At 61.5% G+C, this 13182-nt stretch carries 16 protein-coding genes; 8 read left to right on the forward strand and 8 right to left on the reverse strand.

What is annotated here, in order from left to right; genetic code table 11:
* Positions 1-281: 281 nt before the first annotated feature.
* Positions 282-731: a YcgN family cysteine cluster protein gene (locus tag SLW74_RS02420; RefSeq protein WP_410928041.1), complete on the forward strand. Its 450-nt coding sequence runs from the start codon at positions 282-284 to the stop codon at positions 729-731.
* A gap of 62 nt (positions 732-793) precedes the next feature.
* Here SLW74_RS02420 and SLW74_RS02425 read toward each other — a convergent pair whose 3' ends face one another.
* From SLW74_RS02425 to SLW74_RS02440, 4 genes are all read right to left on the reverse strand, one after another.
* Positions 794-1165, reverse strand: coding sequence for a DUF2892 domain-containing protein (locus SLW74_RS02425; RefSeq protein WP_065986777.1), 372 nt, complete (start codon positions 1163-1165; stop codon positions 794-796).
* A gap of 85 nt (positions 1166-1250) precedes the next feature.
* Complete coding sequence (locus SLW74_RS02430; RefSeq protein WP_065986778.1) at positions 1251-1739, reverse strand: RNA methyltransferase; 489 nt, start codon at positions 1737-1739, stop codon at positions 1251-1253.
* 155 nt (positions 1740-1894) lie between these two features.
* Positions 1895-2266, reverse strand: a complete 372-nt coding sequence (locus SLW74_RS02435) for a YajD family HNH nuclease (protein ID WP_065986779.1) — start codon at positions 2264-2266, stop codon at positions 1895-1897.
* Positions 2267-2336: 70 nt separating this feature from the next.
* Positions 2337-3023, reverse strand: a complete 687-nt coding sequence (locus SLW74_RS02440; protein ID WP_192132076.1) for a spermidine synthase — start codon at positions 3021-3023, stop codon at positions 2337-2339.
* 111 nt (positions 3024-3134) lie between these two features.
* Between SLW74_RS02440 and SLW74_RS02445 the strand changes: the two genes are divergently transcribed.
* A complete protein-coding gene (locus SLW74_RS02445; RefSeq protein WP_410928042.1) occupies positions 3135-3422 on the forward strand; it encodes a hypothetical protein in 288 nt (95 codons plus the stop codon).
* Positions 3423-3438: 16 nt separating this feature from the next.
* Here the strand turns inward: SLW74_RS02445 and SLW74_RS02450 are convergent, their stop codons facing one another.
* Together SLW74_RS02450 and SLW74_RS02455 are read right to left on the reverse strand one after the other, a co-directional pair.
* Entirely contained in the window at positions 3439-3906 is a 468-nt protein-coding gene (locus SLW74_RS02450; RefSeq protein WP_192132072.1) for a Crp/Fnr family transcriptional regulator, read from the reverse strand.
* A gap of 118 nt (positions 3907-4024) precedes the next feature.
* Positions 4025-6082 (reverse strand): S9 family peptidase, encoded by a 2058-nt coding sequence (locus tag SLW74_RS02455; RefSeq protein WP_410928043.1) that lies wholly within the window; start codon positions 6080-6082, stop codon positions 4025-4027.
* 151 nt (positions 6083-6233) lie between these two features.
* Here SLW74_RS02455 and SLW74_RS02460 point away from each other — a divergent pair, with 151 nt between their 5' ends.
* The 6 genes from SLW74_RS02460 (at position 6234) to SLW74_RS02485 (ending at position 10798) form a co-directional block, all read left to right on the forward strand.
* Positions 6234-6737 (forward strand): MFS transporter, encoded by a 504-nt coding sequence (locus SLW74_RS02460; protein ID WP_410928044.1) that lies wholly within the window; start codon positions 6234-6236, stop codon positions 6735-6737.
* Positions 6738-6788: 51 nt separating this feature from the next.
* Positions 6789-7562, forward strand: coding sequence for a class II glutamine amidotransferase (locus SLW74_RS02465; protein WP_065986787.1), 774 nt, complete (start codon positions 6789-6791; stop codon positions 7560-7562).
* A gap of 13 nt (positions 7563-7575) precedes the next feature.
* Entirely contained in the window at positions 7576-8100 is a 525-nt protein-coding gene (locus SLW74_RS02470; protein ID WP_410928045.1) for a DUF2937 family protein, read from the forward strand.
* Positions 8101-8409: 309 nt separating this feature from the next.
* Positions 8410-9174 carry a 5-oxoprolinase subunit PxpA gene (locus SLW74_RS02475; RefSeq protein ID WP_410928046.1) on the forward strand — a complete coding sequence of 255 codons (765 nt, stop codon included), beginning with the start codon at positions 8410-8412 and terminating at the stop codon, positions 9172-9174.
* Complete coding sequence (locus SLW74_RS02480) at positions 9171-9875, forward strand: 5-oxoprolinase subunit B family protein (RefSeq protein ID WP_065986794.1); 705 nt, start codon at positions 9171-9173, stop codon at positions 9873-9875. The genes SLW74_RS02475 and SLW74_RS02480 overlap by 4 nt, the downstream gene beginning before the upstream one ends.
* Positions 9872-10798, forward strand: a complete 927-nt coding sequence (locus SLW74_RS02485) for a biotin-dependent carboxyltransferase family protein (RefSeq protein ID WP_410928047.1) — start codon at positions 9872-9874, stop codon at positions 10796-10798. Before SLW74_RS02480 ends, SLW74_RS02485 begins: the two co-directional genes overlap by 4 nt.
* 137 nt (positions 10799-10935) lie before the next feature.
* Here SLW74_RS02485 and SLW74_RS02490 read toward each other — a convergent pair whose 3' ends face one another.
* Positions 10936-12114 carry a vWA domain-containing protein gene (locus tag SLW74_RS02490; protein ID WP_065986798.1) on the reverse strand — a complete coding sequence of 393 codons (1179 nt, stop codon included), beginning with the start codon at positions 12112-12114 and terminating at the stop codon, positions 10936-10938.
* A gap of 46 nt (positions 12115-12160) precedes the next feature.
* Positions 12161-13006, reverse strand: a complete 846-nt coding sequence (locus SLW74_RS02495; RefSeq protein ID WP_410928048.1) for an AAA family ATPase — start codon at positions 13004-13006, stop codon at positions 12161-12163.
* Positions 13007-13182: the final 176 nt, after the last annotated feature.

Here is a 13182-nt window from a genome sequence, read left to right on the forward strand (position 1 = left end):
TGTGTACGCCATCCATTTTGTGGTGTGGCTTCTGACGCCTTCCCGGCTAAAGCCGATCCCACTAAAACCCAGCGTCCAGCCCTTACAAACTGAAATCCCCTTCAGCCGCCCGTTCAGCCAGCGGCCGACGCGGGCTCGGCGTTTCGCGGACCGCATTACCCCGCCAAAGCAGGTCCAGCCGGAGGAACGCGTTTACCGACAGTCGCCAATGCTTGGCCCAAATGACTTGTGCCTCTAGACTGGCGGCCTTTCATTGCCCCACAGCTGTTTGCGCGAGAACCATGGCCGCCATCGTAGAACCCTTCTGGATACGCAAAACCCTTGAACAGCTCGATGCAGTCGAGTGGGAGTCGCTGTGTGACGGCTGCGGTTTGTGCTGTCTGCAAAAGCTCGAGGACGAGGACGACGGCAGCGTTTATTACACGCGCATTGCCTGCAAGCTGCTGGATCTGAAGACCTGCGCCTGCACTGATTACCCGAATCGTCGCGCCCAGGTCCCGGACTGCATTCAGCTGACGCCGGGAAAGGCTGATGAATTCAAGTGGTTGCCGCCCACCTGCGGCTATCGGCTGATCAGCGAGGGCAAGGACTTGCCGCTCTGGCACCACCTGGTGTGCGGGGACCGGGAACAGGTGCACAAGCAGCGTATTTCTCAGTCCGGCCGCATGCTCAGTGAAGGCAGCGTGCCGGAGGACGACTGGGAGGATTACCTGATTTTTCGCGCGGGCTAAAGCAAAAAGCTCGTGAGGCTGTCGGTTCAGCCGTCACGAGCTTGCGTGCGATGCAGCGTGGATCAGACGCCTTTCGGACCTTTCAACGCGTCGGCGCCAGTGTCGACAGCGTCTTCTACAGCGACTTCAGCCTTGGTCTTCAGCTTGCTCAGCTCGGCGCCGGCTTCTTCGATGCGCGAACGGGCCACGTCCATCTCGCTGCGGCTTTTGTCGATCAGCGCTTTGGCCGAGCAGTGGCCGGTAATGCCACGGGCCAGAACGGCACCGCCGATTGCCAGTTGCACCAGACCAAAGATCCCGCCGCGGCGCAGACCCTTGCCCATCATCAGGACACCACCTGCCAGCGAGCCAATACGCTCCCAGCCCTGTACGTTCTGCTCCGGGTAGTCGTGCAAAGGTCGTTCGATGCGTTCAATGATCGGGGTGTCGCTCATGATGCGTTCTCCGTGAAAGGTAGGGTCCTTAAAGCTGACTGTCAGCAGCGCAAACTGTTCAATGCGTTTTGTCAGCGCGCGGACGTCAGGTCCGATCGGTTTCCCGTCCGAACTGAGGGCCGGAGCGGGTGTTGATGCCTTTGGCCATGCGGTCGTAAAGCACGACGTTGACCGTCGCGGCGAGGTTCATGCAGCCCGTCGTGGGGATGTACACCACGTCTTCGCACCAATCGCGGATTTCCTTATCCAGTGAACCGTCTTCCGGGCCGAAGATGTAAATCGCGCGATCCGGGTGCGTGTACTCGGGCAGCGCCCGTGCGCCTTCGACCAATTCCACGGCCACCGGCACGCAGCCCAGCGGGATGATCTTTCTCAGGTCATCGATGCCGATCAGCGGAATGTCCTGATGAATCTTCTTGGTGTCGGTGACGAAATCACGCGCACGCTCATAGCGCTTGCCGGTATAGAACACCGACGCCACGCCATAGCAGCCTGCTGCGCGCATCACCGAACCGACGTTTTCCGGGGATTTGGGATTGAACAAGCCGATGCAGGCATAGCGTTTGTTGGCCACGGGGGAGGGTGCTCATCAGAGGAAGCGCAGGATTATAGGGGAAAGAAGCAGCGGCAAGCTTCAAGCTTTAAGCTGCAAGAGGCGGTGAACGGTGGCCCGACAGACGCCGCTGTGCTTTACTTGCCGCTTGCCGCTCAAAACGTGCAGCTCATTCCTCAGTCTTTCTTCATCAACCCGGCCAGCGCGGCGAACGGGTTGTGGGTGGCCTTGGCGGCTTTCGGGCTGCTGGTCGAGCTTTCCGAGAAGTACTGCTGATCGGTATAGCGCGAGTGTTCGTTGTCGTGGCAGTACAGGCACAGCAGCTCCCAATTGGAGCCGTCCTGGGGATTGTTGTCATGGTTGTGGTCGCGGTGGTGAACGGTCAACTCGCTGAGGCGTTTACCGGCAAATTCCCGGGCGCAGCGGCCGCAGACGTGGGGGTACATGCGCAGGGCTTTGTCGCGGTAACCCATTTCGCGATCACGCTGGGCGTCGGCGAGGATGCGGTCCAGTTTGGAAGTGTTGGTTGGCGTGTTGGCCGAACTCATGGCGTCACCTGTTTCGTGTTCTGTTGGCGATGGAGAGCAATGCAGGCAAGTCTAGCGCTTTGCCCGTCGATCAGCCCTTGAGTTTTTCAGCGATCCAGATGGTATGCCGTGTGCCCTTGTTGCCGTGGGCGTAGACCTTGACCTCTTCAGCCTTGAAACCGGCCTTGCGCAGTTTGTCGCTGAAGGCCGCATCGGCGCTGGCGGACCACACGGCCAGCACGCCTTTTGGGCGTAGCGCGCTGGCACAGGCCGCAAGACCGCCGGCCGAATACAGCCAGCTGTTGGACTTTTGCGTCAGGCCTTCAGGGCCGTTGTCGACGTCCAGCATGATCGCGTCAAAGCCCTGGGGTTCGGCTTTCAGCACTTGAGCGACGTCCTGTACCACGACCTTGGCGCGCGGGTCCTGCAACGGATTGCCCGATTTCTCGCCCAGCGCGCCGCGGTTCCACTCCACCACGCCGGGCACCAACTCGGCGACTACTACTTCGCCGTTCTTGCCCAGGTGCTTGAGTGCCGACGCCAGGGTGAAGCCCATGCCCAATCCGCCGATCAGCACCCGCGGGTTAAGGCGGGCAGCGACCTTCTTGCACGGTATTTCGGCCAGGGCGTCTTCGGAGCCGTGCATGCGGGTGTTCATCAACTGGCCGCCGTCGCCGCCCTGGATCTTGATGACAAAATCTTCGCCGTACTCGAACAGGCACAAGGCGCCGCCGTCATCAGGGATCGGAGTGGTGTCGAGCAGAACAAAACGTTTCATGGATAACTCGTCAAAAGGGTAGGGCCGCATGCAGCGCAATTTGTCAGAGCGCGATGGGTTGCGCAGGAGTAGCCTGAGCGGTAAGCGAAAGATTGGCAGGGGAGGCCAACGATGAAGTGCTCCATTCTACTGACGATTGTCATCACTGTGCTCGGCGCGTCGCAAGCGTCTGCCGAGAGCCTGCAGCCGGTTCTGAATACACCCGAGCCCATCGCGGCTTCCGAGGGTTCGCCCGGCACCGCGACGCCAACGCCGTACCCGCAAGTGGCACCGCCGGGCGTTCCCCATGCAGGCGGGCAAGGCAACCCGCCGTTATTGCCGAGGATTCCCCAGCCAGGTCCGCCAAAGGACGATGAGCCATTGCCCGGCTTGCAGCCGTCGGCCAAGCCCAGTCCCTGACTCACGCTCGACGCTCTCAATCCTGCTGCGTCACCACCTGGCCGTCCATCATGCGCAGCCGCTTCGACATGGCCACCGCGATCGCGCGGATGATCTTCGCCGCCACTTTCGGTGCCTCGTTGAGCATCTTTTCCAGCGAATCCTTGCCAAGGTTCAGCAGGTAGCACGACGATGCAGCGATGCATGTGGCCGAGCGGCGTTCGCCGTCCAGCACCGCCATTTCGCCAAACGCTCTGCCGCTGCGCAGTACGGCGGTCTCCACCGGTTGGCCGTCGCTGTTGAGCTTCTGCACCGACACCGTGCCCGAATGAATAATGCACATGAACGTGCCCGCGTCGCCTTCGTTGAAGATCGCGTCGCCTTTTTCAATGCTGCTGATGCTGAAGTACCCCGCAGCGGCGGCGAATTCTGCAGGCGTCAGGGCTATGAACAGACCGCAGTCCATCAGCATGTCGCGGATTTCTTTGTTGAGTAATGTAGACATAGCGAGTTCTTGTTGAGTGTTCAGGGAGATTGCGTGAAGCACTGGCTGGCGTGAGAGCAGCCCCGGACTTTACAGCGTCCGGGGCTTGCCATGTGACACACCACTCGCGCAGATTTCGTCAAGCCATGTTCAGCACTTTCAGAATAAATCCGTATTCGAGTGCTACGTCACGCAATCCCTGATAGCGCCCGCTCATGCCACCGTGGCCTGCACCCAGTTCGGTCTTGAGCAACAGCAGGTTATCGTCGGTTTTTAGATCACGCAGCTTCGCCACCCACTTGGCCGCTTCCCAATACTGCACGCGACTGTCGTTATAGCCCGCGATCACCAGCATGGCTGGATAATCCTGCGCTGTGACATTTTCATAAGGCGCGTAGGCCTTGATCCGCGCATGGACGTCCGGCTCTTGCGGGTTGCCCCACTCGTCGTACTCGGTGACGGTTAGCGGCAGATCGGGGTCGAGCATGGTGTTCAGCACATCGACGAACGGGACTTCAGCAATGGCCGCCTTGAACAGCTCAGGACGCTGATTGACCACCGCGCCAATCAACAGGCCGCCGGCGCTGCCGCCACTGATGACCAGTTGCTCGGCAGTGGTGATGTTCTCCGCGATCAAGTGTTCGGCGCAGTTGATGAAGTCGCTGAAGGTGTTCTGCTTGTGCTCCTGCTTGCCGTTGCGGTACCAGGCTTCGCCCAGCTCACCGCCGCCGCGCACATGGGCGATGGCGAAAGCGATGCCGCGATCGAGCAGGCTCAGTCGCGCATGGGAAAACCACGGGTCCAGGCTCTCGCCGTACGCGCCATAGCCGTAGAGATACAGCGGAACCGTCTGACCTGCCAGCTCGCGCTTGACCACCAGGCTGATCGGCACTTGCGTACCGTCGGCGGCCGTCGCCCACAACCGCTGGCTGACGTAGGCATCGGCGTCGAACACACCCAGTACGGGCGTTTCCTTGAGTACGACCTGTTCCCCGGTGGCCAGCGACAATTGCCATACCTGCGGCGGACGGTTCAGCGACTGATAGCGCAGGCGAATCGTGTCGCTGTCGAACTCAAGGGTGTCCTGCACGTACAGGTTGTACGCTGCATCCGGCAGTTGCACGCGATACGCCGGCAGGCCTTGGGGATGTACTTCGACAATCGGCAGGCCGCCTTCGCGCAGGCTCAAGGTCAGGCCTTTGGCGTTGAGGCTGAAGCCGTCGAGCATGACCGTCTCGCTGTGGGCAATCAGGTTCTGCCAGTCGCCCCGTTGCGGGATGCCATCGGTCTTTTCAGTCGCGTGGTACAGCGCAAAGTTGATGCCGGTCTGATTGCTGCGGATCACCCAGCTCCATTCGCCCTCGATCAATCCGTGGTCCACCGAATACTCGTGGCCTTCGCTGCGCGGTGCCATGCACACGAACGCCTGCTCGGGCGTGCCCGCGTCCAGCACCCAGGCCTCGCTGGTGGTTTTACTGTCCAGCCCCACGATCAACTGCCGCTCCGAACTGCTGCGATAGCAATGCAGGAAGAAGCGCCCGTCGGGCTCGCTGAACACCAGCTCGGCGGATGCTTCGCCCAGCTTGTGGCGATACAGCTTGTGTGGACGATGGGTGTCGTCCAGTTCGCCGAAAAACAGCGTCTGGCTGTCGTTGGCCCAGGTCATGCTGCCGTCGCAGTCTTCGAACGGCAGGCTGCTGACCGCGCCACTGCTCAGCTCCTTGACGTACAGCTGATAAACCTCCTCGCCGCTGGTGTCGAGGCTGTAAGCCAAGCGCCGATGGTCGGGGCTGATGCTGAACGCGCCGAGGGAGAAGAAGCCACCGCCGGCCAGTTCGTTCGGGTCGAGCAGCAATTCTTCAGCGCTTTCGTCGAGGGTCTGGGAGTCATCGGCCGGACGCGGGCAGCGGTAGTGACGGGCGTACTCGTCGCCTTCGGTGGTCCGGGTGTAATAAAGATACGGGCCCCAAGGGGAGGGCAGGGACAGATCGGTTTCGAGGATGCGGCCCTTGATCTCCTGGAACAGGGTTTCGCGCAACGGCTGCAGGTCGGCGAGCTGCTGTTCCTGCCAGGCGTTTTCGGCCTTGAGGTAATCGAGCACTTCATCGGTGTCGCGGTTTTGCAGCCAGGCGTACGGGTCGGCGCCGTCAGCCTTGCGGGCGACGGGGGCGGTGGCAGTGTGTCGGGCGGAAGGCATGCTGGGCTCTCTCACGTGGGCTCATTTAAAAGGGATCGGTCGCGCTGCCCGGTGCTGGACACGCGGCGGACCGATAACTGAAGCCGGGGAAGCCGGGCTGGTGAAAAGTCGTTATCATAAGCGCCTCTTTACCTGCCTTACCACGGACGTCATGACCGACAACGACTATCTGATTGCCTGGGGCCTTTACGCGTTCGCCGCGTTGGGCTGTCTGTTGGTGTGGTTCAAGCTGACCGGCTGGATGTGGCGCTACCTGCGCGAACCCCTGCGCGTGATCGGCGCCGTGCTGTTGTTCTGCCCGACCATCGTCGATCCGGCCAAGGATCAATACGCCCCGGCGCTGGCGATCAGCGTGCTGGATCTGGCGCTGAAAGTCGGCAACAACGTCTGGCGCGCCGTGCTCGACCTCGCCACTTACGGCGCCGTCGCGCTGGGCCTCTACTTGGTTTACGCCTTGATCCGCTTGCCGTTCCTGCGCAAGAAAAAAGCCCGTCTGGCCCACGCCGAAGCCGCCGCTGCACAGGCTGCCGCCGAGCAGAAGGAACACGACGAGCCTTACGCGGACCAGCCTGCAGGACGCTTCGCCAGCCCGTCGCCGGCGGCATCGCCAGCACCTGCGCCGAGCGGCCGCTATCGCGTCGAACCCAAACTGTGATGATCACCGGCATCCTCCCAGACGCGTGCTTCAACGCACCGAGACCCGAGCATGTGTGAACTTCTGGGCATGAGTGCCAACATACCGACGGACATCGTGTTCAGCTTCACCGGGCTGATGCAGCGCGGTGGCCGTACCGGTCCGCACCGCGACGGCTGGGGCATCGGTTTCTACGAAGGCCGTGGCCTGCGCCTGTTTCAGGACCCTGCCGCGAGCAGCGAGTCGGAAGTTGCGCAACTGGTCCAGCGTTACCCCATCAAGAGCGAAGTGGTCATCGGCCACATTCGTCAGGCCAACGTCGGCAAGGTCTGCCTGTCCAACACCCATCCTTTTGTGCGCGAACTGTGGGGGCGCAACTGGTGTTTCGCCCATAACGGTCAGCTCGCGGATTTTCACCCCGGTGCCACGTTTTATCGGCCAGTGGGCGATACCGACAGTGAAGCGGCGTTCTGCGACCTGCTCAACCGGGTGCGTGAAGCGTTTCCCGAGCCCGTCGAGATCGAGCAGTTGCTGCCGACTCTGGTCGAGGCCTGCAACGAATACCGCAGCAAAGGCGTATTCAACGCACTGCTCAGTGATGGCGACTGGCTGTTTTGCTACTGTTCGACCAAGCTGGTGCACATCACCCGCCGCGCCCCGTTTGGCCCGGCGCGCCTGAAAGACGTCGACGTTATCGTCGATTTCCAGGCCGAAACCACGCCCAACGATGTGGTGACGGTGATCGCTACCGAGCCGCTGACCGAAAACGAGACCTGGAATCGCTACGAACCGGGTCACTGGAGTCTTTGGCGCCGCGGCGAATGCGTTGCCGAAGGCTCGGCCTGAAAGAGAGGGATCTATGCTGCGCAGCTATATACGACTGGTGTTGTTCACGGCAGGCCTGTTGATAGGCGTGCAGATTCCAGGCTTCATCAGCGATTACAGCAAGCGCGTCGAAGCGCACATGCTGGAAGCGCAACAAAGCCTGCGCGGTTATACCGAAACCGCCCAGCGGTTCTTCAGTGGCGACGTGCAGGCCCTGATCCAGCATTACCGCAGCAGCGATGATCCGGTGTTCCGCACCGACGCTGACAACATCAGCAACCTGCTCACCCGCAATCAGACCCTCGACCGTGAATGGCTGGCGCTGCAAGGCCCGTGGTACTCCCGCGCCTGGCATGTGCTGACCGCCGCCGACACCGGCATCCGCGACGAAACCTGGAATGGCTACACCTGGCAGGTGCTGTTGTCGCCGGAAGTCATCGGCTGGGGCCTGCTGTGCGCGTTGCTGTTTTCGCTGGTCATCGAAAGCACTGTGGTGTTCATTGACTGGGTGTTTGTGGGTCGGCATCACGTGCGACCGGTGGGGCGCGACTGGCGTTGATGCTCATTGCCGGCACCCGCTTGATTGGGCAGTGATGCTACTGACGCCTTCCCGGCTGAAGCCGGTCCTACAGTGTGGGGTACTTCGTAGGACCGGCTTCAGCCGGGAAGGGGCCATACCATTCAGCGAAGATCCTCCGCACCGTTCACTTTTTCTTATCCTCCCCCCGCGCTTTAATTAGTTGGACGCTTGGGCCATCCGCGCCGAAGAATGCCCCAACGCACAGCCCCGTGTCCCGCGCTGCCAACCTGACAACCCCGCGCGTACACTCGAGCTTCTCCCCGTTTCGTTCGCACAGGAGTCACGCCTTTGAGCCGCCTGTTATTGAATTGTGATATCGGCGAAAGCTACGGCGCCTGGACCATGGGTCTGGATGCCGAGGTCATGCCCTACATCGATTGCGCCAACATCGCCTGCGGCTTCCACGCCGGCGACCCGAGTGTCATGCGCAAGACCGTCGCGCTGGCCCTGGCCAGCAACGTCACCATCGGCGCGCACCCGGCTTATCAGGATCTGGTCGGTTTCGGCCGCCGCTCGATGGCCTGTTCGCCGCAGGAGATCCAAGACCTGCTGCATTACCAGATCGGAGCGCTCGACGGTGTTTGCCGGGCTCAAGGCAGCCGCGTCAGCTACGTCAAACCCCACGGCGCGATTTACAACGACATGATGGCCAACCCGACGCAACTGCGCGCCGTCATCGAAGCCATCGCCCGCTACAACCCGGAACTGCCGCTGATGCTGCTGGCCATGCGCGACAACTCGGCGGCGCAAGCCATCGCCGATGAATTCGGCATCACGCTGTGGTTCGAGGCCTTTGCCGATAGGGCCTACGACAATGTGGGGCGTCTGGTCTCGCGCAACCTTCCCGGCGCGGTGCATCACGATGCCGAGGTCATCATCGCTCAGGCCATGACCTTGTCACGAGGCGAAGCCTTGATCGCCAGCGATGGCAGCGAGCTGCGGCTGCAACCACACACTTTGTGCGTGCACGGTGACAACGCCAGTTCCATCGACGCGGTCCAGCGCATTCGTCAGGCGTTGAACGGCACTGACGCCGGACCGTCGGCCCCGTGAACCTGCGCATCGAAGTCGTCGCCATCGACTGCCTGATGGTCCGTCTATTCGACGCCATCGACGAGGCCAATATGCCGTGGATGCTCGCCGCGACGATGCGTCTGCGCGAGGGTTTCGCTGCGCAATTGATTGATCTGGTGCCGTCCTACACCACGCTGATGGTGCATTACGATCTGTTGGCGTTGAGTCCGACACAGGCTCGGGCGATCATTACCGATGCGCTGAAAGACCTCACACCCGACGCCGCCCAAAGCGGTCGACAGCATGTGTTGCCGGTCTGGTACGACCTCAGCGTCGGGCCCGAGTTGAGCCTGTTGTCCAGGCGCAGCGGGCTGTCGGTGGAAGATGTGATTCGCCGCCACAGCCAGCGCGAGTATCAGGTCTTCGCCCTGGGCTTCGCTCCGGGGTTTGCGTTCATGGGGCTGGTGGAAGAAGGCCTCGCCGCACCGCGCATCAAGACACCCCGCAAGCGCGTTGCCGCGGGAAGTGTCGGCATCGCCGAACGGCAAACCGCGGCCTACCCGCTGGAGTCGCCCGGCGGCTGGAACATCCTCGGGCGCACACCTGCCAAACTGTTTGATCGCGAAATCGACGGCTGCAGCCTGATGCAGCCCGGCGACACCGTACGTTTTGCCGCCATTGATCACGCCGAGTTCATGCGTCTGGGCGGCGACGACACGCCGCTGGAGGGCCTGGCATGAGCGCGTTGACGGTGAAAAGCAGCACGCCGCTGTGCCTGTTGCAGGACGCGGGCCGGTTTGGCGTGCGACACCTCGGCGTCACCCAGGGTGGGGCGCTGGACTGGGTGTCGATGTCGTGGGCCAACAAACTTCTGAACAACGCGCTGGATGCTGCCGTTATCGAAGTGACGCTGGGCGGTCTGACGCTGCTGGCCGAGTCCGACTGCTGCCTGGCGCTGGCCGGTGCAGATCTGGGTGCCATGCTCAACGATCGCCCGATTGCGCCGTGGCGCAGTTTCTTCATTCGCAAAGGCCAGCAACTGCGTTTTATCCGGCCCATCACCGGTGCCCGCGCGTATCTCGCCGCGCCCGGCGGATTTGCGGCGGTCGATGTGCTCGGCAGCTGCGCTACCGTCACGCGCGAAGGGTTGGGTGGGCTCGAAGGAAATGGCAAAGCGCTGGCTCAAGGCGATCAACTGACTTATGCGGGGGCGTCATTTGAGCTTCACGCGCTGCCTGATCACCTCATCCCCGACCTTTCCGATCAGCGTCCGTTGGACGTGGTGCTGGGCGCGCAAATCGGCCAGTTCAGCGGGCTGAGTCTGTTCGATGCGTTTAACAGCGACTGGACCCTCGACAGCCGCGCCGACCGCATGGGCATGCGCCTGCTGGGGCCGGAGCTGGTTTACCAAGGCAAACCGATGATCTCCGAAGGCATTCCGCTGGGCGCCATCCAGGTCCCGCCGGATGGTCAGCCGATCGTCCTGCTCAACGACCGCCAGACCATCGGTGGCTACCCGAGGCTCGGCGCATTGACGCCGCTGTCACTGGCGCGGCTGGCGCAGAAACTTCCGGGGAGTGTGGTGCGGATGAGGGCAGTGGTGCAGGACGTGGCGCATCGGGAGCAGGTGGGATTCCAGTATCTCGTCCGCCGTCCGCTGTAGGAGCGTGGCTTGTCCCGCGATCTGCCGGGAACCGGCAGCAATTGGAAGATGCGTTCCGCCTGATGTACGCCACAATCCGGTTTTACGACGACTGCGTCGCCGATCGCGGGACAAGCCACGCTCCTACGGGCTCGGCATCACTTCGCCAGATACCGCATCCCTTCTTCCAACCCCCGCAACGTCAGCGGGTACATCTGGTCTTCGATCAAGTCCCGCACGATGTTGGTGGAGGTGGTGTAGGCCCAGGCATCTTTGGGGTACGGATTGATCCAGATGATCTTCTTGAACTTGCCCATGAACCGCTGCATCCAGACGTAACCCGCTTCCTCGTTCCAGTGCTCGACGCTGCCGCCCGGCTGGGTGATTTCGTAGGGCGCCATGGCGGCGTCGCCGATGAAGATCACTTTGTATTCGGCGCCGTATTTATGCAGCAGGTCCTGGGTGGCCGTGCGCTCAGAGGTGCGGCGCTGGTTGTTCTTCCACACTGACTCGTAAACGAAGTTATGGAAGTAGAAATACTCCATGTGCTTGAACTCGGTCTTGCAGGCCGAGAACAGTTCCTCGCAGATCTTCACGTGGGCGTCCATGGAGCCGCCGATGTCGAACAGCAGCAACAGCTTGATGGTGTTGCGGCGTTCCGGGCGCATCTGGATGTTCAGCAGGCCGGCGTCACGGGCGGTGTGATCGATGGTGCCGTCGATGTCCAGTTCGTCTGCCGCACCCTGGCGTGCGAATTTGCGCAGGCGCCGCAGCGCCACTTTGATGTTGCGCGTGCCCAGTTCAACCCCGTCGTCGAGATTCTTGTACTCGCGTTGATCCCAAACCTTCGCGGCCTTGCCCTGACGCTGGCCGGCGTCGCCCACCCGAATCCCCTCGGGATTGTAACCGCCTGAGCCGAACGGGCTGGTGCCGCCGGTGCCGATCCATTTATTGCCGCCGGCGTGGCGCTCCTTTTGCTCTTCCAGACGCTTCTTGAATTCTTCGATCAGCTTGTCCAAGCCACCCAGCGACTGGATCTGCGCGCGCTCTTCAGCGGTCAGCGAACGCTCGAACTCCTTGCGCAGCCAGTCCTCGGGGATCAGCGCCTGCAAGTGATCGTCGAGCTTTTCCAGGCCATTGAAATACGCGCCAAACGCCCGGTCGAACTTGTCGAAATGGCGCTCGTCCTTCACCAGAATCGTGCGCGACAGGTAGTAGAACTCGTCCATGTCAGCGAACGTCACACGCTGCTTCAACGCGTTGATGAGGTCGAGCAGTTCACGCAACGAAACCGGCACTTTGGCCGCACGCATTTCGTTGAACAGGTTGAGCAACATAGTCGGCGTCCCGCCCTTGATCTAAATAAGCTTGACCAGAAAAGGCTCAGCGATTGCCGCGACGGCTCATGAACGCCAGGCGTTCAAGCAAATGCACGTCCTGCTCGTTCTTGACCAGGGCACCGGCCAGCGGCGGGATGGCTTTGGTGGGGTCGCGCTCGCGCAGCACAGCTTCGCCGATGTTGTCGGCCATCAGCAGTTTGAGCCAGTCCACCAGCTCGGATGTCGAAGGTTTTTTCTTCAGGCCCGGGACTTTGCGCACGTCGAAGAACACGTCCAGGGCTTCGCTGACCAGGTCCTTCTTGATGTCCGGGTAATGCACGTCGACGATCTTCTGCAGGGTGCTGCGGTCGGGGAACGCGATGTAGTGGAAGAAGCAGCGGCGCAGGAAGGCGTCCGGCAGTTCTTTTTCGTTGTTGGACGTAATGATGATGATCGGGCGCTTTTTAGCCTTGATCGTCTCGTCGATCTCATAAACGTAGAACTCCATTTTGTCGAGTTCTTGCAGCAAGTCGTTGGGGAACTCGATGTCCGCCTTGTCAATCTCGTCGATCAACAGAATGACCCGCTCTTCGGATTCAAAGGCTTCCCAGAGCTTGCCCTTCTTCAGGTAATTGCGCACGTCGTGGACTTTGTCGACGCCCAGCTGCGAGTCGCGCAGGCGGCTGACCGCGTCGTACTCGTACAGGCCCTGATGGGCCTTGGTGGTCGACTTGATGTGCCAAGTGATCAGCCGGGCGCCGAAGGATTGGGCCAGTTGCTCGGCGAGCATGGTCTTGCCGGTCCCGGGCTCGCCCTTGACCAGCAGCGGGCGCTCCAGGGTGATGGCTGCGTTGACCGCAAGCTTCAGATCGTCGGTGGCGACGTAGGCGTGGGTGCCTTCGAATTTCATCGGGAAAATCCTCGAACAAGGCGGACAGACCCGTGGCCTGAATCGCGCAAGATAGGGCGCAAAGAATGCAGCGACTATACCGCGCGCCCCGCGCGACTGTGAACGCAGACGGTTTATTCAGTATCTGAATGGGGCGTCACGGTCTGACCGGGCAGAAAATTGTAACCGTCATTGAG

The sequence above is a fragment of the Pseudomonas sp. W5-36 genome, assembly GCF_046540455.1.
Lineage (GTDB): Bacteria > Pseudomonadota > Gammaproteobacteria > Pseudomonadales > Pseudomonadaceae > Aquipseudomonas > Aquipseudomonas graminis_B.

Coding starts and splice junctions, on each gene's coding strand:
- SLW74_RS02420 (WP_410928041.1), top strand. CDS start 282: ATGGCCGCCATCGTAGAACCCTTCTGGATACGCAAAACCCTTGAACAG.
- SLW74_RS02425 (WP_065986777.1), bottom strand. CDS start 1,165: ATGAGCGACACCCCGATCATTGAACGCATCGAACGACCTTTGCACGAC.
- SLW74_RS02435 (WP_065986779.1), bottom strand. CDS start 2,266: ATGAGTTCGGCCAACACGCCAACCAACACTTCCAAACTGGACCGCATC.
- SLW74_RS02440 (WP_192132076.1), bottom strand. CDS start 3,023: ATGAAACGTTTTGTTCTGCTCGACACCACTCCGATCCCTGATGACGGC.
- SLW74_RS02445 (WP_410928042.1), top strand. CDS start 3,135: ATGAAGTGCTCCATTCTACTGACGATTGTCATCACTGTGCTCGGCGCG.
- SLW74_RS02450 (WP_192132072.1), bottom strand. CDS start 3,906: ATGTCTACATTACTCAACAAAGAAATCCGCGACATGCTGATGGACTGC.
- SLW74_RS02455 (WP_410928043.1), bottom strand. CDS start 6,082: ATGCCTTCCGCCCGACACACTGCCACCGCCCCCGTCGCCCGCAAGGCT.
- SLW74_RS02460 (WP_410928044.1), top strand. CDS start 6,234: ATGACCGACAACGACTATCTGATTGCCTGGGGCCTTTACGCGTTCGCC.
- SLW74_RS02465 (WP_065986787.1), top strand. CDS start 6,789: ATGTGTGAACTTCTGGGCATGAGTGCCAACATACCGACGGACATCGTG.
- SLW74_RS02470 (WP_410928045.1), top strand. CDS start 7,576: ATGCTGCGCAGCTATATACGACTGGTGTTGTTCACGGCAGGCCTGTTG.
- SLW74_RS02485 (WP_410928047.1), top strand. CDS start 9,872: ATGAGCGCGTTGACGGTGAAAAGCAGCACGCCGCTGTGCCTGTTGCAG.
- SLW74_RS02490 (WP_065986798.1), bottom strand. CDS start 12,114: ATGTTGCTCAACCTGTTCAACGAAATGCGTGCGGCCAAAGTGCCGGTT.
- SLW74_RS02495 (WP_410928048.1), bottom strand. CDS start 13,006: ATGAAATTCGAAGGCACCCACGCCTACGTCGCCACCGACGATCTGAAG.